Below are 23,181 nucleotides of genomic sequence, written 5' to 3'. Positions count from 1 at the left end.
TTCGACACTCGCTATATCACTTATTTATATTGATTTTAACGAAGGACGGCAGGAGTTTCTGACTAAAGTCGTCGGGCTGTGATCTAGGCGCTTCAAAAACAGGGGAAATGAAGCGCGTAACGCAATGAATTGGTTCGAGATTGGCATTAGGTGCTGCAGCGAATGGCCACAGCACCTACGAGGTTAGATTTGGTAGCGCGACTTATCACCAATATCGTAATGCATTGGCATTTTCCATTTAGCACCGGCGGCGAGCGCAAGAAGAATAGCGCTAGCCATACTAAAGGCAATGCTGATTTGAGTAGCCCCGAAGACGTAGGCAAACCAAAAAACAGCCAAGCAAATTGGCGTTAATAATAAAATTTTTAACTGAAAGCAAAAGTACTCTTTAATCGCCAGTGCACTGAAACTGAATAATGCAGCTCCAACGGCAAGTGGATGCCATAGACCAACCATATGCCAAACCGTCGCGAACAAGGCGCTACCAAGAATAAGCCAGCGGAAGCGCTTGTCATAGATGTGAACCGTGGTTGTTGCTATTAATGCGGCAATAATCAATGCAAGACCAGCCAACTCCGGTTCCCAAGCTACGATGGACATAACACCAGCGGAAACGGTAAGTGCTGAGCGGTATAAGAGCACGGTTAATTTATCTAAGGCGTCTAATTCGCATTGAATGTGCGGATCGGCCATCATCAAACTCCAATAAATATCGAAAAACAAAGCTATTTTACGCCTATTTCGTGTGACGTAGGACAATAGTTATTGATCTATCTTAACGTTAGGGTTGAATGGGTTAAAATCCGACGGCAAAATGGAGTCAGTATTTTTGTCTGGCAGAGTAATAATGAAAAAACTAGCCGTAATTGCCGTTGCTACGGCCCTCGCAGGATGCGCATCGGAACCACAGACCACCCAGATTGTGTCGTCATCGACAGAAGAAGTGTATACAGAGACACAGCTTCGCTCTAAGGAAGCAATGCAACCCGCAACTGAAGAGATTGCAGTTGCAGAAACACCGGTTAAGGAAGAAACAACGGCAACCAAGGTGATAAAGAAAGCTGCAGAAGAAGATAAGCAAATTGCAGCCGTTAAAGCTGATAAAGAAGAAGTCTCAGAATTCGGTTATACCATTCAGGTGCTGGCCCTTAGCCACAACAAAGGTTTCACGACCTATATGAACAAACTGCCTTCTGATAAGCCGGTTTGGATGAACAAGAAAGACGTGAAAGGAGTACCTTGGTATACCTTGCTATACGGACAATTCGATACTAAAGCCGAAGCACGTAAAGCGCTCAATGCGCTACCTAAAGATGTACGTGACTTCGGGCCATTTATCCGAAGCATTGATCAGATCAAAGTATCGACCTCACCAAAGCTAACGAAGTTAAACTAAACCAGCTAGTTAAATCTTCTATAGCGAAAAGCAGCCATTCAAATGGCTGCTTTTTTTGTGATTTGCTCTCGCAACCCTAGTTACTTCTATCTTCAAAACAGTGCCTTGCCTATAAGCATATAAACTCTCGCTGAACCTACATCTTGAAGTCGCTTGGGTATATAACTATAAATTTAGAAAATTCAGCCTAATAACATACTAATGTTGCAATAACTGACCAGTATGCTCTAATGAATGAGTATTCAATAAAATGAATATCTCTATTTCGCTGAAAGGCTAAGTGATTATGGTCGTAACGTCTTTAAACATACTTTTGATCAAAAGAAATCACTGATTGACTAGATATATAGTGCAATAGTCACCTATTTTTTATTACTATTAGCTAAGATTTCAACTTTGTCACGACTTTGGTAGTTTTCGGGGCAAATTAGCAATAAATATCATCTGGCACGGGGTGCCAGTTATGAAAACAAGGGATGATAATGAGTTCAATCCACGTATTACTACTTTGTGGCGGTGGCAGCGCCGAACATGAAGTGTCTCTCGTATCAGCAAATTATATCGAGCAGCAGCTCCAACAGATTGATGGCATTAACTATACCCGCGTTGAGATGAAGGCCGACGGTTGGTATACAGAAGAGAACCAACTGTGCCAGTTAAACCTAGATCGCACACTACAAATTGCAGATGAAAAGCTAAACGTCGACTATGTTGTGCCTTGTGTGCATGGTTTCCCTGGTGAAACCGGTGATCTGCAATCATTCCTAGATATGGCTAACCTGCCTTACTTTGGTTGTGGCGCAGAAGCAAGCACCAATTGCTTCAACAAAATCACCACCAAACTTTGGTTTGATGCGCTAGATATTCCAAATACACCGTATGTGTTCTTGAGTGAAAATAACGCGGAGTCGCATAAAAAGGCTGAAGAAGCGCTGCAGAAGTGGGGCAAGGTCTTTATCAAAGCCGCTTGCCAAGGCTCTTCCGTTGGCTGTTACCATGTCGCAGATATTGCCGATCTAGCAAAAGCGGTGAATGATGCCTTTGGATACTCAGAGCAGGTACTGATTGAAAAAGCAATCAAGCCACGTGAGCTTGAAATTGCAGCTTATCAATATGGTGACGAGCTAATTATTACTAAGCCTGGTGAAGTGTCTTGCCCTGATGACAAGTTCTACACCTATGAAGAGAAGTACAGTTCAGATAGCCATTCAACAACCAGTGTAGAAGCTGACAACCTTACAGAAGAGCAGGTTGGTCAGATCCAAGCGTATGCGCGTAAAGCTTTCATTCAAATGAAGCTGAAAGATCTCTCTCGCATCGACTTCTTCTTAAGTGAAGATAACGAGATTCTGCTAAACGAAATCAATACCTTCCCTGGTATGACACCGATTTCTATGTTTCCGCAGATGCTGCAACATCATGGGCACAACTTTGCTCAGTACCTTGAGAAAGCGATTAAAGCTGCAGTGAAATAAAAATGAAGCCGGGCAATTTGTCCGGCTTTTTCATTATTGACTACGGCTAATTGATCTAAATAGTGTAATACTCAATTTAGGCGACACTAGGACAAGGCTGATGTTGACCGAACAACAAAAAAAATCACGCTATAAAGCGATGCAGGCAAGAAATTATACTGCGAGTTTGCAGTTAGAAGGGATTCACCTTGAACCTGAAACTGATAAACAGCTTAGCTCTGAGCAGTCTGAGTCAAAGCAAATAGCGGAATTGAAATTAAGGTATGCGAGATAAGTACGATGTAGAGCATGATCCGGATTGTTACCCGAACTCAAATGTGCTGATTAATCTGCTCTCAATCAGAGATGAAGATAAGCTTGAAGCCGCTGAGCGCGACTTTACGCGCGTTCGAGCGGAGCATTTTGATCCTGATTTCGACAATTTTACGCTTAACTACCTGCAGCAAATTCATAAAACTCTCTTTCAAGATTTATATGCATGGGCCGGGCAAATACGTCAGGTTGATATCACCAAAGGTGAAACACGCTTTTGCCATTGGCAGAATATCGAGCGTGAAACCAACAAGTTACTAGCATTATTAGAGTCTGAATCTTACCTTTGCCATTTGCCGCTCGATGAGTTTATTGCCCGTATTGCTCATTACTATTGTGAAATCAATGTGATACACCCATTCAGAGAAGGGAATGGTAGGGTACAACGCATCTTCTTTGAAATATTGGCTATTAATGCCGGCTATGAGGTGTGTTGGGAAGGTATTAGCTTGAAAGAGTGGGTCGAAGCCAATCAAGCCGGTTATTTCGGGCAGCTTGAGCCTTTGGAGTCATTGTTCACTCGAATAACAATGCCGATAGATACGAGTAAAGGGTATGGCGAGCACTGGGTGGATGCACCTAAAGACTGATACTCAATGTTTTACCTCTCTAATGCACTATAACTTTATTGTGTAGATATACAAAAACAAAGTACATTAGACCCTGATTAATCACCAATCATATTTTAAAATTAGCTTTGCCAGGGTTTAGGTTTGATGTATTTCGCGACCTCTTTATCGTGCCTATCTGTATTCCCTACGTATTGAGCTGGCATGGCAGGGCTTTTCCAACGTCCTTGCTCTTGAATCTCGTTAATCGACAAGCCTGCTTCAGATAAGTCTTGTGCTGCACCAACGCGAGGGGACTGGCCTGAAAAAATCTCGTCTTTAGATAATCCAAGCTCATCACTGGCACGGCGGAACACACGATAGATAGAAGAGTGGTCTAGTGGAAACTCGCCAATATTGCTATGGCGATCGATACGTCGAAACAAATACCCATCACTAATTCCACCCACTACTAGCCAGCGGTTAAGTGCTTGAGAAGAAACTTTACTGAGTGATATACAGTTTGAGGACACATTAATATCGATAAGGCCAGTATCATGAATCACTAAGTCATCAAGTATCAGAGAGGCAAGTTCACTTCGCTTTAGCATTGCTTCGAACATCACAGCCCAAATTGCCATATCACGAACATCTTTAGGCTTCGTTGATAACTCAAAACTCATTAATAGTTTCTGTAAGTGCTCATCACGAAATCCTGCAGCATTTCGGTAATCATCATGTTTTTCTAGTTGCTGTTTTTTCATCTCGAGTCGAATTTCAGACTTCGCACAAGGGTCGGCTAAGTCATGACAGCGATGAATTAATGAGATAGTTACCATGTAACGTTTTAGACTGGCTAGCTTTCGTGTCTTAGACATCTGTTCTATATAGCGATGAACAGTATCTGCCTTTGCGGGAAGTGAAGGGACCTTATTCTCAATGCAAAAAGCGAGAAAATTGTTCCAATCGTTCTTAAAAGAGACGAGTGTATTCTTCGCATACTGCTGTCGGGTTAATCGTTCTAGATGCTCAATGGACTCTTGGTGGAGGAGAAATTGCGCAATGCTGACTTCGCGATCATGAACATCGGTGATGGGTGCTATCTTTTTCGTCATTTGAACGATCTCTAATGCACTATAATTAGGTAATTATAACAGTTTGATATACGATTAACGTAAATTTGTGCTTGTTTCACATACCAGATAAATAATATGCTTAATAACAAGACAAAATACTTTATCAATGCTTCAATTAACATCACAGTGAGTGAAGTTTGTAAAGTCAAAAAGCCATTGCTTAAAAAAATATAACTCAAACAATGGGGCTCAAATGAAGAAACGACTGTTTCATAGAGGTCATAACATAGAGAATGCATCTGGTGCGCCAGACGGTTGGAAAACGACTATCAATGGCTCAGTTATTACCAATAAGCTTACTCTGGTAAAGAAAAGTATTGATTGGTGGTGTGATATGAAAGCTTTCATGCCACCAGAAAAGTTCGAAGGTGTCGGCAATCAAACCAAGCAGGCAGCTCAAAAAATAGAAGATTATAAAGGCTTCAAATTAATCAATGATAATGGTGAAGCGAATGGCTGGTATGTCATGCTTGCTGGTAAATTATTGAAAGGTTCACCTGCAGCCATTAAAAAACACCTTGATCTTGTATTGCTCAAACGCCAACAAGCACAGCAGCAACGATGAAAATAGAGCAGGGTACTAATAGAAAAACGGCTACTTAATGTAGCCGTTTTTTGTTTATGTTCAACGTCAAACTGAATGTTTAATCATCATCATCAGATTTATCAACATCAACTAGATAACTACCTTCTAGCCAGTTGCGACCAATGAGTAATTTGTATTCTAATTTACTACGGTCACGAAGGTTAACCGCCACTTCTTTATGTTCACCGTTCCAGCCTAAATCCATTTTAACAGCATAGCGGCGCTCAACACCTTGTGCATTTCGGATTTTACTGACTTTAACGATTTTACCTTCGAACTCGGCTTCTTCACCTTTTTCATTAACAGACGTAAACGACACCTTATGGCCTAAGTGATCGCGCATATCGTCACTTTTGCTATCTTCACCAACAACTTTGATGTCAGTTGCGTGAATTGATGTGGTGGCTGCACCGGTATCAATACGTGCTAGATAATCTAAATCTAACTCGTGTACCTTAATGGTTTCTACTTGACCAACAATCGATTTTTTAGACTCTGCCATAACAGCATTCGAGCTAATCATTGAAAACAGTATTAGGGGAATGAAAAATTTCTTCACAAAAGCTCCTAGCATTTGGTCATTTATCTATAGTGTGACAAGACATAGATGAACGTTATATGAATTCATAGGATCTATCTAGAATAGATTAGTTAATTTTTAGCAAATTACGAATCTTAGTGCAGCTTTCTGAAGGTTCTTCAAACTGATGCACCTGAAACCCAAGTGCATGTGCAGCTTCAACATTCACTGACTGGTCATCAATAAACAAAGATTCTTCAGGTGCAATAGCGAAGCGCATCACCAAATTTGAAAAGATATCGGGCTCAGGCTTAATCATAAGCTCTTTACCTGATACGAGGCCACCGTCAAACCAACCATATAAGTTATGCTTTTCGTTCAATTTTTCAAAGAAAGCACTGCTCATGTTAGTAAGAAAATACGCCGAATAACCACAACTTTGTACCTGGTCAATCAGCAACTCGGTTTCAGGAATGATCGTTAGGGTGCTTTGAATATGCTCAAAAAAATCTTCCATCCGAGACTCACTAACACCGGTACGGGCTGCAAATTTAGGTATCGCTTCAGCCATCAACATGGTACCTCGGTCTAACGAAAGCCAATCAGGATGTCTGAGTACATGATCAAACAAAAGCTGTCGTTCAGACTCAGAATCGGTAAAAGAGGCTACTATCTGCTCAGGGTTCCACTCGAACAGCACGGCTCCGAGATCAAATATAACGTTTTTAATCATAACTGTTTCCATTCAAGGGCCTAATATTGATAATATTCGTGTTCAGGTAATGCGCAAATATCATCTTTGAAGTTATTACCTGGTTCACAAATCAAAGTAAATAAACGAGATTTTTCAAATGAGTGATAACAGCCGCTTAGTATTCTCAACCGAAACTGGTCGCATCAAAGAAGACAAGCCAAAAGCCGAGCGTCCTAAAGGTGATGGCATTGTGCGCATTCAGCGACAAACCAAAGGCCGTAAAGGTAAAGGTGTTTGCATCGTTTCCGGGCTGGATCTTGAAGATGCACAATTGAAGTTGCTAGCTGCAGAGCTTAAGAAAGTGTGCGGCTGTGGCGGTTCAGTAAAAGATGGCAACATCGAAATCCAAGGCGATAAGCGTGACGTGATTAAAGCGGCGCTAGAGAAAAAAGGTCACACCGTAAAATTGGCCGGCGGTTAAGTTACTCGCTTAATCAGTACGCAAAATCCCAAAGCCTGGCCAAAAAGCCAGGCTTTCCTTTTTACTAAGGAACTATACTGTTCCGTATAAAAGCATATACGAATGTATAGAGGTGGAACATGCTTGGCGAACCAGAAACAAGTTACAACCAAGTTGTGTCAAGCATGGTCGAAGCAATTGAGCAATTCGACCTTTGTGACTCCAAACGTTATAAGCACTGGCTTGCCCAAACCTACTTTTATACATCTCACTCAGTAACTTTATTGGACTTGTTTTCACAAGCAGCATCTGATGAGTCAATTAAGCGACGATGGTCAACACATTCCACTGAGGAGCAAGGACATGAAAACCTTGCGCTAGCTGACCTTAAATCTATGGGCGGCAATATAGACACTTATATCGAACTACCATCAACTCGAGCCTTGTATTTTAATCAAATCGCGATAGCAAAATCGACCAATGGAGTAGGGAATTTGGGTTGGGCTATAGCCCTAGAAGGGCTTGCTGCTAATGTGTCAAAAGAATATGTTGAAAACATTCTTAAAATACATGGAGAAAAGTCGACATCTTTCATACAAGTTCATATCGAAGCAGATCCTGACCAGATCGATAAAGCATTACGATTAGCAAATAGTGTTAATGAACAACAGAGCATCATACAAAACTTGACGATGACTGGTAATCAATACATCGCAATGTTGAACGATATCAAAAACGAAGTGAATACCATGTGAAGACAATAACTTGGCGAGCACATGCAAATTGGAATAAGGATATAGCTATACTCAGGAGTGCTTGTTACTCAGGTCGACCACAATTATGGATGGATAGTTTTGACAGCAAGGCTTTTCATCATAGCTTAGAGCTTAATGGAAAATTAATTGCGTCGATTAGAGTTACTAAAGCAAAATCGGGTTTATTCTATGAGTGGTCCAACAACACTCTAAAGAAAACAGGACAAGACTCAGTAGTTGAAATTAGCCGTGCGGTAGTTCTTCCGCAATATAGAGGCAAGGCTATTGGAGGATTGCTTTTTTACAGCGCATGTTTGCATGCAAAGACGTTAGGTCATAACACTGCATTGTTTGGTGTCAGAGTTAAGTCGCCTGAAGTTAGGTTGGTGAAAAAGTTTGGGGCAAGAAACAAGCTCCCAAAAATTCAATTTTTTGATACACCAAAACAAACATTGGGTGATGTATTCTCACTAGATCTAACTTCAGATAATGACATGTTCGAACGTTGTGCTTTTCAAACATTAAAGCTCGTAAAAAGGAGCTTTGATGTGCGCTAGTAATTAGCATGAGGTGTTAAGCACAAGGCAAACTGACCATTTGCAGCGGGGATTAAAACAAAGTGTTAATTACCTATTTTATGGTAAATAGCTAATACTGTTAAATTGTACAGTAGATTCGCGCACTGACTTTACCAAGCATGTACCATAAAGAAGAGTGGTGTTATGTGGATACCTAGGTAAGTACACGTGCCGATACCCATACACCCTATTTAACATAATATACATAATGCGCATTGGTAGTGATGCTCCAAAGTTAAAATGTCTCTTTTCTGCAAAGTTAAAATGTCCTGTTTTTCCTATGTTGATCAGACTCTGTCATGTCTGTGTGAGATAAACTGAAGATGTTGGTAACCATGAATGATAAAGAGATTTTACGCCTGAGTGCTATCCGTGATGTGTGCGAACATCGGATTCGTCGTTCCGATCCTGCACGTGTCCTTTCTCTCAGCGTTCGCCAGGTACAATGTTTACCGGTGCCGCTGGCCTTGCTCATCAACGCCGAGGCACAAACCGTCGTCGAATAAGATTAACGACAGCATTCGTTACCGTTGCTTGAATTTGCTCAAGCAAAAATACGCTGACTTTAGCCACTCACCGAGCGTTTACCGGCCTCGTCGTTTCGGTGATTGTTTCGGTAACACAGCACCGTAACTACTAGTAACAAACTATGGTAAGTTGATCGTTATCTTCATCTACTAACTCTGTCGCAACAGTTAAGTTTCGAGAGACACCTTTTAAGCTTTTCTCATCAAGCATTGGCCATAAATCTTTAGCCAACACTTCAGGGTTGAATTTAGACTGATTGTTTAACTGTAACTGTTTACAGCTATTATCTGTTATATATTTTGATCTAGCCGAATATGAAAGCTTAACCCCAAGAGTGTTTTCACTTTCAATAGTGCTTACCTTATCAAGAGTAAACTTTGTCCCTTTGACACGCTCCCCAGATTTTTGCCGGCTAATCTCCAAAGCTGCTACTTCTAACTTCAATTTTCCAATATCGTATAGCGTCGCAGGTTTTCCCTTCAAGGTGTTTAACATAGAAATATCTTCGGCACTAAAGCAATTAGCACTAGATATGATAATTAAAACGGCGATCAGAGTTTTCATAATTTCTCCAGTAAGCATAACTCGAAGAAACCTACGCTACATGAACCATGCAGAAGTTAAAAAAGCAATTATTGTTTAATTCTATTTATTCGAGTAAGCCTACAACCTGCTGAAAATTAATGAAAAACAAACCCATTTGCAGTGACTGAAAGCCCTATAAACAACCCCTACCAAAAATTACATGAATAAACATGTGGGTTCGGTACCGCTGAATTAATACGCATAGCTTAGTTTTTTTACTTTGGCTTTCATGGGCAGAAACAGGATCTATGAAAGCCAAAGCCATAAGTATCAGAGCAAGCAATCCGTTTTTTCTTCTCTCATCTGCCGATAAGAGCGAAATTCAAGATCGCCCTCGCCTAGCCCAAATTTCTCAGCTAAGCATTCAAGCTCTTTGCGACAAGCCAGTAACTTCGATTCATCATCAGTCATAATTGCGAACTCGGCAAAGCGACCAATCCCTTCAAGGAAGTCGACAGTAATATGGTACTCGTCAATAAAATAGATACTACGTACTTTCTTTGCTGTTAGGGTGACCTGATAACCCATCGTTTCGAGCATACTTTTAGCTGATGATGAGTCTGTAATATTGGTCGCTTCACAACGATCTGGTTCTGGCCCTTTTACAATCCAGAGTTTTATACCTGAAGGCTCCAGCTCTCGAATACTAAGACTCTTACCTTGTGACTTGAGATGCTGATCTGGTGTATCGAAAAACCAATCCTGTTCCATATTGTCTTCAAACATGATCTCATGCGGCATACGAGCTAAAAGACTAAGAAAATTCGTCTTTGACTGTATTCTATACTTTAACTCTACCTCATATTTACCATTGAAATGGTCAGTACTCATCAGATACCCCCTCCTGAACTCGTGTATTGCAAGCGTCGGTTATATAAGCGTACAAGCGTGTCCATTTGAACCGGAGTCTGAACCATATAATCATTACGCGATGCCCGGATAGACTGAATAATATTTTCCAAACTTAAATGAGGATAACGCTGCATTGCCATTGCAGTGATGATTTGTCCGGTGCGCCCCACACCGGCTCGACAATGGATGACAGGTAGTAGCTTGTTCTCATCAAGCACTGCACGACTTCCTCTTACTTGATAAAAACCTTCGGTCTCAGCGTGAATAGATTGCAGCAATGTGACAATGCGTGTAGTCACAGAAGCACCCACTGTCTGATGATCAGGCCAATTAAATACGTGTACAACAGGGATTGTTACCGATGCATCATAACCTGACACATTAAGCTGATAGATTTTGGCAATGATGCCATCACCAAAGGCTTCTTTGTTAATAAGCTTAACTTGAGTCTTAATCTGCCCGTATTGACCTGACTTTGCATAATACTCGGGCAAGCGATCACGCTCTATATCATCGAGACTTGCAAGCACTAGCAATACCGGAGTGCGGTTTTCTACGAGCATTTTAAAGTGATTTTCTAGTTGATGTTCAAAAGGATACTGTGAAGCAATCGCAAGAAATGTATCGCCTACCTTTATTCGGTTCGCATTAAGTGACGGGGTCACTTGTGTATCCGGTGAATGCGGCAAAGAAAAACGATCACGCTCCTGGTTGAAAGGAAGTGACCTTGCTTTCCCTTGAATGGACATTAAGTATGAAACGTCTTTTTGACTGTAACTACGTAGTCCACTCTTTCGTTTCTTCCCGAGGATCCTCATCTAAACAGCTCTTCCACAAAATTGATTACTATCATAATGATTACAGTAAATTATCAAGCATAAATTCAAAATGCCACACAATCTCTTATGAACTGATCGAAGAAAAACGCCAATTAATATGACTGTTGAATTGACTCATCAGCTAAATATTTCTATATTTTTAGAAAAATAAAATTGAAATACTAATCCATTATGATTGCTGTACCCCCATTGACGAATACAGTGAAAATGACCTTAGCCACAATCTTGCTTGCAACCGCTCAAACCATATTATGGGCCAGTCTTTATTACATCTTTCCCGCTACATTGTTGGAATGGGAAGCAAACCATTCATGGTCACGTAGCGATCTCACTTTGGCGTTTACACTTGCAATTGGGGTATCAGGCGTCTTTTCACCCCTTGCAGGTAGGTTTATTGACCGCGGGCTGGGCCCTTACCTGCTGACAGTATGTGGTTTGGGTGGCGGCATACTTATGTTAATGCTAGGAAGTGTCGAGACACTTTGGGGCTTTTATTTAATTTGGCTAGGAATCGGGGTTGCTATGGCTGGGTGTTTGTATGAGCCTTGCTTTGCATTTCTAATTCGCTATCGGTCTCAAGATGCGAAAAAATCAATAACCATCATTACGTTGGTTGCAGGTTTTGCCAGTACCATCTGCTTCCCCATCACACATTATGTTATGAATGAGTTCGGTTTAGAGAGTGCAATCAAGCTAGCTGGCGTGAGCACTTTAGTTATTGCATGCCCGATGCTTTTATTCAGCGCGCGTTACATACAACAACACAGTAGCAAGATGCACTTACCAAGTGTAAGAGAGAATAAAGATACGGGTAATAGTCAGTACCTCTTCTTAACTAAGAAGCTATTTTGGCTCTTAGCTATAAGCTTTTCATTGCTCGGCATTACTCATGGGGTTGTCATTAGCCACTTACTGCCGATATTAAGTGAGCGAGAGGTATCAAGTGCTACAGCTATACTGATCGCCTCTTTAATTGGGCCGATGCAAGTGTTGGGAAGACTTGTGTCAGCATTAACAGATAAGCGTACAAACCTAATGACCACCACTCTATTCTGTTTTATCGGTATTAATGTTGCACTCACTCTTTTTTTAATCGCTGGTAATCATTTCTGGCTACTAATTGGGTTTGTTTTGTTTCAAGGGGGCAGCTACGGCGTTATCAGTATTATGAAGCCCATGGTGACAAGAGAAGTAATGGGCCAAAACAACTTTGGTGTGATTTCAGGTACTCTTGCACTACCATATTTGTTGTGCTCAGCATTTGCACCCTATCTAGGTACGCTGATTTGGTTACAAGGTAACTACTCTACTGTGTTGATTTCAATGATATTAATTAGCTTCATATCACTACTGTCATTTATTTGGCTGATCGCTAGCATAAAGAAAAAATCTGAAATGGCATTAAAGTTTCAAGAATAAGTTATAACTCATTACTTATGACTTCATTATTAGGCACTAGAAAGAGAACTAATCCCATATTAAAACTACCGTTAAAGCACTAAATGATGCGTTATAAATAAATTGAGTCATAAATGACCAAGATCCTCTGACTTGTAAACTTTTATTCAACCAAACCAAGTTATGACAAATAATTATAATGTATAACTATACCTACATTATATACTGGCAAACTCAACACTAATAAACGCATCTTCTAAATCACCATAACCAATTAGACCATTTATAATGAAAAACCCAATCATTTAGTGGTAAACACTTTTTTGCTCTCTCTATCCAATATAATGTTGCCTTTATTTCAAATCGTTAAATCCCCTATTGGAATATGCAACAAAGCCGTGTTAATGTGATTACGTAACAAATAGAAACATATAGATAACAATCTTAACTTGTTACTAGGGGAAAATGATATGGATATCAAATCACAAGAAATGAATGGTTTCGATGCTGATGTAATTCATCTGTATCTACAAGAAATTGCGCACAAACCGCTACTAAATAAGACAGAAGAGATCTTATACAGTCGCAAAAGTTTACTTGGTGACACTGACGCTAAAGCAACAATGATCGAAAGTAACCTTCGCCTTGTTGTTAGTATTGCAAAAAAATACCGTAGCAGCGGTATGCTACTGAGCGACCTCATCGATGAAGGAAACATCGGCTTGATCACCGCTGTTGAAAAGTTTGACCCTGAACGAGGATTTAGATTTTCTACCTACGCCACTTGGTGGATTAAACAAACCATTGAGCGCGCTATTCATAATCAGGCTCGTACTATTCGCTTGCCTGTGCATGTATCAAAAGAAATCAATACAATTCTACGCACACACAAACAGCTCATGAAGCAATCGAATCAAGAGCCTACGCATGAAGAAGTTGCCGCTAAGCTAGAGCGCAGCGTTGATGAAATCTCACATGTACTTGCTTATGATGCACCGGTTGTTTCGATTGACCAGCAAATTTCTGACGACTCTAACTCACAAAGTATTTCAGCATTTATTGCTGATGACGAAAGTGTACAGCCGGATAATGAAGTCAATAAAGACGACATTCACCGCTTAACAACAACAATGCTTGAAGGTTTGAACCCAAGAGACAGAGAAATTCTATGCCGTCGCTTTGGCCTACTTGGTTATGAGGCACAAACGCTTCAACAAGTTGCCGATGAAGTTGGCCTAACTCGAGAAAGAATTCGTCAGCTGCAAGTTAGCTCGCTGAAAAAGCTGAAGAACTCATTGTCGAGAGACAACTACAATATCGAGCTACTATTTGCTGAAACAGCTTAACCAAATCAAATTGACTCATTTCCAAGGGCACCTCTAGTAGGTGCCCTTTTAATTGCCTCGCATCTTATGCTCAATAGCTACTCACACATTTCAGCCTCCCTTTTGTTTCGATCGAATTTTCCATCTGTTAACCCCCTATACCAAAGAAATTTCGTTAACCTACCTTCTTAAATACATTACCTAAAGAGCCAAAAATGAAGATACTGATAACTATCGCAATTACTTGCCTATTTGTAAGTAGCGCTAGCCTAGCTTCAACCAAGAAGGACAAAAAATGTCATAAAACACAGACAAAAATTGAAAAGCTACAAAAGAAGATGCGCAGTGAATCTTACACGACGAAGAAAAGCAGAACATACCACGATAAGTTAAATAAGCTCTATAAACAGCAGTTTAAGTATTGCTTCTGAACGGTAATCATCATATCGACTTAATGCTGACTATCACTTATTTGTGTTCAGTCTCGAATATGTACCAGCAGATAGAGGCAAGCTCAATGATAATTCTTCTATCACAACCTGCTGGGCGAAATGATGCGATCACTATTATCAATACTACTAGCTACTCTTATCTCTGTTCTTCTTTCTTCCTGCGCAAGTTACAGTGTCACCGAAGCGGAAGTTCAAGAGTACCTTGATGATAAAGTATCATTTGAACGAACTGTTGGAATTAAAGGTATTGCGCACGCAAATGTGAAATTTGATGACGTAAAGGTGGGAATTGGGCGCGTTGCCAGTGATCGAGTCAACCTTGAAGCCAAGTCATTGGCGAAGATCAGCCTTTCAGGGCAAGCCCCCCAAGAAGTAGCCATCAATGTTAACTTCAGTGCAATCCCATATTACGACAAGGACGAAGGCGCTATTTTTCTAAACGAATTAGAAGTTGAAGACATCGACTTTAGTCCGAATTCGCTTAATTTGCCCAGCAAGCAATTATTGTCACCGATCATCGAAATGGTCGGGCAGTACATCCTTACCCGCCCTGTTTATCGATTAAGTGACGAAGACTATAAGCAGTCTTTACTCAAAACAGCAAGACCAGAGCTGCTCATTAAGAACCACTCCCTGGTTATTCAAATGTGAGTTTTACTGTTAATCCTCTTCAAGGCTATCTTTAGCACGTTGCAAAAAGTTTGTACCTGCGGCTTCATCAATGATATGAATCGCGCGTTCAGTTTCAAAAGCCTTCTGCATAGCTTCAGCAGCGTAGTCCCTTGATGCTTTCCCTTCCGAGGTAACGATGAAGCCAATAAAGCACATGATGAATAATACTGCAGTAATGATTGCAATCAGTATTTTTCTAAACAACCTCGCTTCTGACTCACGTATCTCCTGCTGGTAGATCTCAACAACATCATAGTTCGTTAAATTTGGCCGAATTCTTCTTTGTGTAGACATGACATATGAGATTAAGTGAATAATTCCAGTATGTTATCAGCTACGCCTTAACTTTAGCTTAATAAGCATGTTACTTATGATGGTGAGTAGTTCAAAACACGACATTTACTTTGTAAATATATTTAACCCAACAATAAAGTTATAGTGCATTAGAGGTAGACAAAATACGGCCCCCAAGGCCGTATTTGTTTAAATGACAAACTGATAAGCGGCTAAGCCAATAATCAATAACCACACTGGACAATTTTTGTATTTCAGTAAGTAGAAACCGATTAATACCGCAACCACATCAAAGATTGAGTGAATCGACGTTAGGATAACCGGCTTAACAAACGCACTAGCAAGTAAACCAACAACCGATGCATTAACTAATAGAATGGAAGCCTTAAGCTTTTTATTACTAAATAGTGCATTCCAAGCTGGCAGAAAGGCAAACAACAACAGGCTGCCTGGCAAGAAGACAGCAATCGTTGCGACCAAGCTACCTAAAATAGGACTATCAGCAATGGCAGAAGCACCTAGATAACTTGCCATTGTGAACATAGGCCCTGGAACCAACTGTGCCGATGCATAGGCACTTAAGAAAGTATCGGGTTCAACCATCCCCTCTAGCATTGGTTCTAATAGCGGTAATACTACATGACCACCACCAAATACAAAGCTACCGGCTTGGTAAAAGACATTAAACAGATTTAAGAACTCTGACGTAGACGCCAAAAACGGCATTGCTACTAGCAGCACAGCAAACACAGCGAAGATCGCCATATTAGGTCTAATTGCCGGTGATACTGTTGAATCATTTCTAGCCGCCGCCTGCCGGTTTGAAATAATGAATCCAACAATAGCAGCAACAAGAATTGGGGCAATTTGACCAAGCAAACCAGTACTAAAAAACACAGCGATACCAGTTAACAATGCCGTTGCTGCAGTTAGTGTACTGGTAATGTTCTTTTTAAACATTCCCCATAACGCATCAGCAACAACGACAACAGCAAGTAACTTGGCAGCTTGGATGATAGTGTCAATGAAAGCAACATCATTATATTGCTGATTGCCTATCGCAAGGAATGTGAGCAATAAGAATGATGGGAAAGTGAATCCAATGAATGCACTCAGCGCTCCCAAATAGCCCGCCTTCTTATAGCCAATGAACATCCCAAGTTGGCTACTTGCCGGCCCAGGAAAGAACTGACATAACGCAACAGCATGAGTGAAATCTTGATCACTTAACCATTTTTTGTTTTGAACAAACTCACGTTGAAAATAACCAATATGTGCCGCAGGGCCACCAAAACTGTAAAGACCAAGCAGAAAAAACTGCCACATCACTTTGAACATAAATCCTCCTAGATAGGAGCTATATGATATTCATTTACACCGAATTAATTAAATCGTTAGTTTTGATTTCATCTATCGATTTCGATAATTATAGGTTTATCATACCAAATAGTGGATTATTCTGATCGCGCATAATTGCATTAATACTCAGGCACTCTCGAGGGTTCATTATCCACCACGAGAAACAAAGATATGTAAGAAACTGATTTTAAATAACATTACTTAAATGAATGATACACCTAAAAAATCTCAGATGTAGAATATTCCACTACCGACTTCATCGATAGTATCGCTATAACCCAGCACATCATTGCTTCATCACAGCGTTGTCTCTTTCTATATACGTATTTTTACCACTGAATATTCAATGATATACTCAAAGTGTTATCTCGAAGTTGGTCTACTCTATGCTTGAAAATCTGCAACAAATGGTCATTCTTGCGACTGTTGGTCACGAACAGAACTTTACACGCGCAGCTGAACGCTTAGGCATTTCAAAATCTCAAGTAAGTAAGCAAATTCGCTTTCTAGAAGAACGCTTGGGTTGCCAGCTGGTCCAACGAAGTACGCGTACTGTGGCACTAACTGACATTGGCTTACAGTATTCGGAGTATGGCCAGCAACTGCTCGATACCGTAAACGAAGCCGAAGCGTTGGTCGCTGGCTACCGCAATGAAGTAAAGGGTGTGCTTAGAATTGGTATTGCACAATCTTTCGGTAATGTGCACATCACATCTGCCCTGGCTGAATTTCAGAAGCAGCATCCGGATCTTGAGCTTGAAGTTAGCTTATTCGATCACCGCCCTAACCTATTAGAGGAAGGTTTTGATTGTTGGGTTGCTATTCACGAACATCCACCTGAAGGTATGGTCGCAAGAAGGTTGGCCGATTGCCACTTTGCCATTGTGGCTTCACCCGAATACCTAGAACAGCACGGAACGCCCAAAGTACCAGGTGACTTACGCCAACATAATTGTATTACATACCAAAGCCGCGAACGTAAATACATCAACTGGGGATTCACTCGCGATGGCGTGCACCAATCGATTCGAGCAAGAGGAAACTATCGGATTGATAATGCACCAGCGGTACTTGATGCAGCAATATCGGGGTTGGGTATTGCCTATCTTGCGACTTATTTAGTTACCGATGAATTTGAAACAGGCAAACTTGTTCAGCTACTTCCTGAGTGGAAGGCAGATCTCGAGTTACCTATCTATGCCGTATACCCTAGACGAAAATATCTTGCCCCTAAGGTTCGATCGTTTATCGACTTCATGGCGGAGAGAATGTCTGTCCCACCCTATCGCACGCCAAATCCTGTACTAATAAAGTAAAGCTGGACCCGGATTCATCTCACTAATGCAGTTGTGAATCAGTACAGATCAGCTAAACCTAAAGAAGACATTAGAAAGATTAGGTTTAGCTGGTATTTCCATCATGTTTAAATCAAATGCTGTATCTTTTAGACGTTTCGCTTTTTCACTCGTTATGATGAGCACAATTGCAGCCTGCGGAAAAAATGGTGACAGCGTCACCAATGATACTGCCATTAATCAACAAGTTGATAGTTCTTCAAATGTACCGCACGCCCAAGTGTTACTGACTCAACTCGAAGAGTTGCGAACGACTGTTTATTTCTCGGAACAGAGCTATGACTTAACCAGTGACGGCCAATTACTGATTGACCCTGTTGCTGTTAGATTACGCCAACACCCTGATAGCTATGTCGTTGTTATTGGTCATAGCGATGACTTTACATCAGAAGAAGACAACATTGCCCTTTCTTATGAGCGTGCATTTAGCGTAGCAATTTACATATCGTCGGTATTTGGTGTCGAAGAAGAGCGGATCCAAATCGTTGCCGCGGGTGATACTGAGCCGTTACAAGGAAGCAGCAGCGCATTACAAAATAAACGTGTAGAAATTGTATCACCTAAAGCCGTTGTTAGAACGCTTAACCCAAACAGAAACCAACAACAGTTTTAGTTCTCAGAATATCCGCACATAGTTACAGGGTAACTCAACTACAGATACATGACTTAAACTACAGGTACAAAGAAACGGCCGCAGTGGATTTAACACTGCGGCCGTTTATATTCAAACCACTTTTATCACTTTACTATGACTTATTGTGAACAGGTGCTGCGTACATTTGCTTCAGAATATCAATAACACCATCAGGCAATGACGCATACTTCTCTTCAAAGCGCTGCTTCTCTTCTTGCGTTGCAGACTCATGCTCTTGTTCGGCTGCAATGTAGTTTGCAGGGAACAAGTGATAGTTATTAGCAATCTGGTTATCAATGACCTGTGCCAAATCTTCAGGCGTTTCAAAGCCATTTTCAATCACATCACCAAAGCTCACATGGATACGACGCTTTTGACCAACAATGCCCTGAATAATGCTCTCAATATCTTCAAGCTCACCCTTTTCATAACTGCCTTCTGTTGCCTTTTGGTAAAGCTCTTTCGCTTTAGCAATATCGCAAGGGTCATTTTCATAAGAGATGGCAACAGGCACAATATTGAGCTGTTTCATATATTCTGGAAAAGCGATTTTCTTTTTACGCCCGTCCATAAAGAACATTTTTAAGATAGCTGGATCCGTTTTGTCATTGCCATCTTTCGCTCGCCCTTCTTTTTGTGCAATCCAAATTGAATTACCCGTTTCTAGCGAATGCGCAATGTAACTTGAAAGCAAGCCAAGTGCCTTCATCATTTCCCGTGGCGCTTTTGCTGAGCGTTTAACGATAAAGCTCTTGTTCAATCGCATCAACTCTGTTGCACATGGCTTTTTCAATAAATTGTCACCAATCGCAATACGTACAGTATCAAAGCCATTGTTGTACAAACACCAGTTAACCATCGCAGGATCCATAGCGATATCACGGTGATTGGAAACAAAAAGGTATGATTTAGCTGGGTCCAGCTTGTCTAAGCCGGTATGAGTGACACCGTCACAAGAGTGATCAATCGTCGCGTGCATATACTTGGCAACTTGCTTTTGTACATCATCGACAGTCTTTACATTTGACCACTTGTTAATAAGAAAACGTTTAATGATTGGTGTTAGCAACCAACCAAACACACCAGAGAGCTGGGGAAAACGGTAATTCAGAATTGCTGAAATAAACTCTTTGTCATTAACTAGACGCTCAATCGCCTCACTAACTTCACTGTCGTTGTATGGGCGAATTTCTTTATAAATATCGTTCTCTGTATGCACAATTATGCTTCACATTAATTTAAAACTGCGACATTTTACGCAGATTTGTGGAATAGCCCAATGATATGACCCCCAACATATTGATGGTTGGAGGTCTTACCAGATTAGCGTCAATACTTAACACACTCACATTAACGGTAGATGACTGTCTTGTCAGCCGCCCATATTGCATTTTTAGCTAAATTATCATCATTTATGTGTTTAAAATCACTCGAACATTGACGATAGCGGCAAAACAGAACACTATGTGCGGGCTTTTTTGCTAGAGACTCATTATGAAACAAGCTATCGATTTTTCACATTATGAACAAGAGTTCTTAAATGTAGGCTCCCGCCGTAAAAGTATTAATACTTTTATGCTTCTCGTTTCAAAAGGCTGCATTCTAGTCCGCCTTGGAAAACACGAGTATACCGTGAAGTCTGGCCATGGCTTTGTTATCCCATTTGACTGCCTTCACGCTATCACGGTACTGCCTGGTACAATCTATAGCAAAGTTGATTTCTCTGCTCGTATCACTTCTCCGGTTTGTAAAGAAGCAGGCTTTTTCCGCAAAAACCCGCTGATTAATGCAGTTATTGATGAGCTCATTAAATGCCAAGCCCGTGATAATGAAACGCCACTATCTGGTGCTTCAGGCAACCTACTACGTGTACTTGCTGATCAAATTGGCAGCCTTAAAGTGAACACCAAGTCCACCAGCCCTGAACTCGCGGCTAAGTATCAGCCGGTGCTTGCCTGTATGCTTAAAGGTGACAGCGTAACGGACAAAACAGCATGTAGTACGATTGAACAATACCTTGGTTACTCAATCAAAGAGTTAAAAACCTGCGTTGTGATGCGAGAAGCATTAAGACTTGCCCGTTCAGGACGAAAACCTCACCAGATAGCTGAAACACTGAAAACAGATGAAAGCCTGTTAGTTGCAATGGCTCAGCCAATTTTGGGGCATGCTCTTTAGTTCTAACATCTCGAAACTTACGCCTACTACCGAGTGCTAAGAAACAGAATCCAAGGGCCTAAGTCCAATAACCAAAGTCTAAAATACAAAAAAAGCGACTCAAACGGTCGCTTTTTTGCTATTGGCTTTCTTGCTATTGAAATGGGATATCAATTTGGATGAACACATCATCAAGATCCCCATCGTCATGCCAACGATAATCAAAACGTACTCGTGGCGAATTACCGTCTTCTCCACCGACACCAAAGCTCATTTGTAGACCGTGTTTTTTAATCCACTCTTTGGCATCTTCCACAGTGAGAATTTCATCATCAGCATACTTTTCCGGCATCCACACCCCCAAGCCATAAAAACTACTCGAAGCGGTGGTTGTCATGACAGGCGATGCTAAATCACCCGACCAATTATCCCAAAACGATGCGCTGGTATCAGATGATTCAGATTGGGCTTGCCAAGATACCTCATTATCAGTATCAACGTACTGTTGCTGATATTGGCGGTGACACTTGTCTTGCAAAGCGATAACCGATGTCTGTGAAATAGGCTCATGGCCTTCACAGGCTTCACTATCGATCGGCATTGCCGATAGAGATAAACCCGCAATTACATATGAAAACAACACGCTCTACATCTGCCTAAAATCACACGATTTAAACGAATACCTGAACAATATCAGGAAAGAAAACAACCTATTCAAACTATCAATCTTGTTGATACCATCGCTCGTCTTGTAACATGTTAGCTACTTTTTCAGTAGTTAAATGTGATATGTCGCAATAATTTTCAATCTGACACCGAATATCTGTGCTTCGTACCTTGACCGTTTCAGGACAAGCCAGCACCTGCCAGCGCGACATAATCTCATCTGCTTTATAGAACTTGCGAAAGTTCAAAAAGTTATCAGGCCCAACAACAAAAGTTAGATTGGCTTTTGGGTGTTTCTGCTCTAATGCTTCGAATACAGCAAACGTAGTGACTGCCTCATCACCCACTGCGATTTGCTCCTCAAGGCGAGATAACTCGACATTCGGTAAGTTGATATCCTCGATAAAAGCCGTCACCAACTGGCAGCGCTGTTGATAGCCAAGCATTTTCTTTCCCCATGCATGGCTAAAGCTTGGAAGCAACAAAACCCGATCAAAATGAGCAAGGCGCTCCAATACCGATTTATGACCGAGGCTCGGAGGATTAAATGCACTGCCGAACACTGCAATTGACTCTGCCATAACAAGAATGTCCTTTTTTTATACCGTTTTACTGTTAATTCTATTTAATTATCAATTGAGGATTGATCCTTTAATAGAGTTATCGCATGATTTTGCAAAAGGTTTAATGCAATACGGGATGTTTTTGCATTAAGTGATGCTATTTGGTTAGAAATCGGGCAATGCCCTGAGGATTCATTCACTATGGAACAGTTAATTCGCGACGAAATGCGCGTATTACCTACTATTGACGTCGACTTTGAAATTGAGCGTCGTGTTGCTTTCATTCAAAACAAGCTTAAGCAATCTGGATGTAAGTCTCTTGTACTAGGTATCAGCGGCGGTGTGGATTCAACGACATGTGGCCGTTTAGCACAGCTAGCCGTGGAAGGCTTGAATAAGTCGGAAAACACTGACAGCTACCAGTTCATCGCTGTTCGCCTGCCATATGGCGAACAAAAGGATGAGGACGAAGCTCAATTAGCGCTTTCATTCATTAAACCCACCCACTCTGTGAGTGTGAACATCAAAGACGGTGTAGACGGTACCCACGCAAGTACACTTCTCGCACTAGAAGGTACGAACTTAATTCCTAAATCGGATGCAACCGTCGATTTCGTCAAGGGCAATGTAAAAGCACGTACCCGCATGATCGCTCAATATGAGATTGCAGGACTGGTTGGTGGCTTAGTACTAGGTACAGACCACTCAGCAGAGAATATTACCGGTTTCTACACCAAGTTTGGTGACGGTGCATGTGACTTAGCACCGCTATTTGGCCTAAACAAGCGCCAGGTGCGCCAGTTGGCTGACAAGCTAGGTGCGCCAGAGCTATTGGTATACAAAGTCCCTACCGCTGATCTTGAAGAACTTGCCCCTCAGAAAGCAGATGAAGATGCGCTACAGGTGAGCTACGATCAGATCGATGATTTTCTTGAAGGCCGCCCAGTCGATAGTGACGTTGCCGAGCGCCTAATTAGTATTTATAAGAAAACACAGCATAAGCGCCAACCGATCCCGACAATCTACGACGAAGAGTAATTTT

General features: G+C 41.2%; 28 protein-coding genes. 16 read left to right on the top strand and 12 right to left on the bottom strand.

From position 1 onward, the window contains the following. Positions 1–183: 183 nt before the first annotated feature. Positions 184–693, bottom strand: a complete 510-nt coding sequence (locus C9I98_RS09270) for a DUF2301 domain-containing membrane protein (RefSeq protein WP_036822732.1) — start codon at positions 691–693, stop codon at positions 184–186. 154 nt (positions 694–847) lie between these two features. On the opposite strand from C9I98_RS09270, the gene C9I98_RS09265 reads away from it, so the two are divergent. The 4 genes from C9I98_RS09265 (at position 848) to C9I98_RS09250 (ending at position 3,773) form a co-directional block, all read left to right on the top strand. Then, positions 848–1,396, top strand: coding sequence for an SPOR domain-containing protein (locus tag C9I98_RS09265; protein ID WP_036822729.1), 549 nt, complete (start codon positions 848–850; stop codon positions 1,394–1,396). A 482-nt stretch (positions 1,397–1,878) separates the two neighbouring features. After that, a complete protein-coding gene (locus C9I98_RS09260) occupies positions 1,879–2,871 on the top strand; it encodes a D-alanine--D-alanine ligase (RefSeq protein WP_036825082.1) in 993 nt (330 codons plus the stop codon). A 100-nt stretch (positions 2,872–2,971) separates the two neighbouring features. After that, positions 2,972–3,145, top strand: coding sequence for a YhfG family protein (locus C9I98_RS09255; RefSeq protein ID WP_081878993.1), 174 nt, complete (start codon positions 2,972–2,974; stop codon positions 3,143–3,145). After that, complete coding sequence (locus C9I98_RS09250) at positions 3,135–3,773, top strand: putative adenosine monophosphate-protein transferase Fic (RefSeq protein ID WP_036825080.1); 639 nt, start codon at positions 3,135–3,137, stop codon at positions 3,771–3,773. Before C9I98_RS09255 ends, C9I98_RS09250 begins: the two co-directional genes overlap by 11 nt. Positions 3,774–3,874: 101 nt before the next feature. Here the strand turns inward: C9I98_RS09250 and C9I98_RS09245 are convergent, their stop codons facing one another. Next, a complete protein-coding gene (locus C9I98_RS09245; protein ID WP_107271886.1) occupies positions 3,875–4,846 on the bottom strand; it encodes a tyrosine-type recombinase/integrase in 972 nt (323 codons plus the stop codon). 214 nt (positions 4,847–5,060) lie between these two features. Here C9I98_RS09245 and C9I98_RS09240 point away from each other — a divergent pair, with 214 nt between their 5' ends. Continuing rightward, positions 5,061–5,432, top strand: a complete 372-nt coding sequence (locus C9I98_RS09240) for a DUF3319 domain-containing protein (RefSeq protein WP_036829754.1) — start codon at positions 5,061–5,063, stop codon at positions 5,430–5,432. A gap of 79 nt (positions 5,433–5,511) precedes the next feature. Here the strand turns inward: C9I98_RS09240 and C9I98_RS09235 are convergent, their stop codons facing one another. Both C9I98_RS09235 and C9I98_RS09230 read right to left on the bottom strand, forming a co-directional pair. Next, positions 5,512–5,955 (bottom strand): ATP-dependent zinc protease family protein, encoded by a 444-nt coding sequence (locus tag C9I98_RS09235; RefSeq protein WP_245907123.1) that lies wholly within the window; start codon positions 5,953–5,955, stop codon positions 5,512–5,514. A 145-nt stretch (positions 5,956–6,100) separates the two neighbouring features. Next, entirely contained in the window at positions 6,101–6,706 is a 606-nt protein-coding gene (locus tag C9I98_RS09230; protein WP_036821620.1) for an HAD family hydrolase, read from the bottom strand. 118 nt (positions 6,707–6,824) lie between these two features. Between C9I98_RS09230 and yciH the strand changes: the two genes are divergently transcribed. From yciH to C9I98_RS26515, 4 genes are all read left to right on the top strand, one after another. Then, on the top strand, positions 6,825–7,148 hold the full coding sequence (yciH, locus tag C9I98_RS09225; protein WP_036821623.1) for a stress response translation initiation inhibitor YciH: 324 nt from the start codon (positions 6,825–6,827) through the stop codon (positions 7,146–7,148). A 119-nt stretch (positions 7,149–7,267) separates the two neighbouring features. After that, a complete protein-coding gene (locus tag C9I98_RS09220; RefSeq protein ID WP_036821626.1) occupies positions 7,268–7,882 on the top strand; it encodes an iron-containing redox enzyme family protein in 615 nt (204 codons plus the stop codon). Between the two features lie 89 nt (positions 7,883–7,971). Beyond that, positions 7,972–8,439 carry a GNAT family N-acetyltransferase gene (locus C9I98_RS09215; RefSeq protein ID WP_036821629.1) on the top strand — a complete coding sequence of 156 codons (468 nt, stop codon included), beginning with the start codon at positions 7,972–7,974 and terminating at the stop codon, positions 8,437–8,439. Positions 8,440–8,795: 356 nt separating this feature from the next. Beyond that, complete coding sequence (locus C9I98_RS26515) at positions 8,796–8,966, top strand: hypothetical protein (protein WP_158262675.1); 171 nt, start codon at positions 8,796–8,798, stop codon at positions 8,964–8,966. 130 nt (positions 8,967–9,096) lie between these two features. Here the strand turns inward: C9I98_RS26515 and C9I98_RS09210 are convergent, their stop codons facing one another. The 3 genes from C9I98_RS09210 to C9I98_RS09200 form a co-directional block, all read right to left on the bottom strand. After that, entirely contained in the window at positions 9,097–9,552 is a 456-nt protein-coding gene (locus tag C9I98_RS09210) for a hypothetical protein (protein ID WP_036821632.1), read from the bottom strand. A gap of 291 nt (positions 9,553–9,843) precedes the next feature. Continuing rightward, the gene (gene cyaB / locus C9I98_RS09205) at positions 9,844–10,404 is read right to left on the bottom strand and encodes a class IV adenylate cyclase (RefSeq protein ID WP_036821635.1); all 561 of its coding nucleotides are present in this window, start codon (positions 10,402–10,404) and stop codon (positions 9,844–9,846) included. Then, entirely contained in the window at positions 10,404–11,174 is a 771-nt protein-coding gene (locus tag C9I98_RS09200) for a protein-tyrosine phosphatase family protein (protein ID WP_051902151.1), read from the bottom strand. Before C9I98_RS09200 ends, cyaB begins: the two co-directional genes overlap by 1 nt. Positions 11,175–11,471: 297 nt before the next feature. Between C9I98_RS09200 and C9I98_RS09195 the strand changes: the two genes are divergently transcribed. From C9I98_RS09195 to C9I98_RS09180, 3 genes are all read left to right on the top strand, one after another. After that, positions 11,472–12,683 (top strand): MFS transporter, encoded by a 1,212-nt coding sequence (locus tag C9I98_RS09195; RefSeq protein ID WP_051902456.1) that lies wholly within the window; start codon positions 11,472–11,474, stop codon positions 12,681–12,683. 449 nt (positions 12,684–13,132) lie between these two features. Further along, positions 13,133–14,008: an RNA polymerase sigma factor RpoS gene (gene rpoS / locus C9I98_RS09190; protein ID WP_051902208.1), complete on the top strand. Its 876-nt coding sequence runs from the start codon at positions 13,133–13,135 to the stop codon at positions 14,006–14,008. Positions 14,009–14,538: 530 nt separating this feature from the next. After that, positions 14,539–15,090: a YceB family lipoprotein gene (locus tag C9I98_RS09180; protein ID WP_245907122.1), complete on the top strand. Its 552-nt coding sequence runs from the start codon at positions 14,539–14,541 to the stop codon at positions 15,088–15,090. 9 nt (positions 15,091–15,099) lie between these two features. Here C9I98_RS09180 and C9I98_RS09175 read toward each other — a convergent pair whose 3' ends face one another. Together C9I98_RS09175 and chrA are read right to left on the bottom strand one after the other, a co-directional pair. Next, entirely contained in the window at positions 15,100–15,405 is a 306-nt protein-coding gene (locus C9I98_RS09175; RefSeq protein WP_036823125.1) for a hypothetical protein, read from the bottom strand. 189 nt (positions 15,406–15,594) lie between these two features. Further along, the gene (gene chrA, locus C9I98_RS09170; RefSeq protein WP_036827735.1) at positions 15,595–16,743 is read right to left on the bottom strand and encodes a chromate efflux transporter; all 1,149 of its coding nucleotides are present in this window, start codon (positions 16,741–16,743) and stop codon (positions 15,595–15,597) included. A 407-nt stretch (positions 16,744–17,150) separates the two neighbouring features. Between chrA and C9I98_RS09165 the strand changes: the two genes are divergently transcribed. Next, on the top strand, positions 17,151–18,080 hold the full coding sequence (locus C9I98_RS09165; protein ID WP_036820547.1) for a LysR family transcriptional regulator: 930 nt from the start codon (positions 17,151–17,153) through the stop codon (positions 18,078–18,080). Positions 18,081–18,234: 154 nt separating this feature from the next. Next, positions 18,235–18,732: an OmpA family protein gene (locus C9I98_RS09160; protein ID WP_051902110.1), complete on the top strand. Its 498-nt coding sequence runs from the start codon at positions 18,235–18,237 to the stop codon at positions 18,730–18,732. A gap of 133 nt (positions 18,733–18,865) precedes the next feature. Here C9I98_RS09160 and C9I98_RS09155 read toward each other — a convergent pair whose 3' ends face one another. Further along, complete coding sequence (locus C9I98_RS09155; RefSeq protein ID WP_036820551.1) at positions 18,866–19,972, bottom strand: 1-acyl-sn-glycerol-3-phosphate acyltransferase; 1,107 nt, start codon at positions 19,970–19,972, stop codon at positions 18,866–18,868. 275 nt (positions 19,973–20,247) lie between these two features. Between C9I98_RS09155 and C9I98_RS09150 the strand changes: the two genes are divergently transcribed. After that, positions 20,248–20,931, top strand: coding sequence for a hypothetical protein (locus tag C9I98_RS09150; RefSeq protein ID WP_036820554.1), 684 nt, complete (start codon positions 20,248–20,250; stop codon positions 20,929–20,931). Positions 20,932–21,064: 133 nt separating this feature from the next. Here the strand turns inward: C9I98_RS09150 and C9I98_RS09145 are convergent, their stop codons facing one another. Next, on the bottom strand, positions 21,065–21,553 hold the full coding sequence (locus C9I98_RS09145) for a hypothetical protein (RefSeq protein WP_107271884.1): 489 nt from the start codon (positions 21,551–21,553) through the stop codon (positions 21,065–21,067). Positions 21,554–21,632: 79 nt separating this feature from the next. Further along, positions 21,633–22,157, bottom strand: coding sequence for a nicotinate-nicotinamide nucleotide adenylyltransferase (locus C9I98_RS09140; protein WP_036828431.1), 525 nt, complete (start codon positions 22,155–22,157; stop codon positions 21,633–21,635). A gap of 183 nt (positions 22,158–22,340) precedes the next feature. Between C9I98_RS09140 and nadE the strand changes: the two genes are divergently transcribed. Continuing rightward, positions 22,341–23,177, top strand: a complete 837-nt coding sequence (gene nadE / locus C9I98_RS09135; RefSeq protein ID WP_107271883.1) for an ammonia-dependent NAD(+) synthetase — start codon at positions 22,341–22,343, stop codon at positions 23,175–23,177. Positions 23,178–23,181 lie beyond the last annotated feature (4 nt).

This window comes from Photobacterium sanctipauli (assembly GCF_003026495.1).
In the GTDB taxonomy this organism is placed as follows: Bacteria; Pseudomonadota; Gammaproteobacteria; order Enterobacterales; family Vibrionaceae; genus Photobacterium; species Photobacterium sanctipauli.
This window is presented reverse-complemented; position numbering and strand designations above follow the sequence as displayed.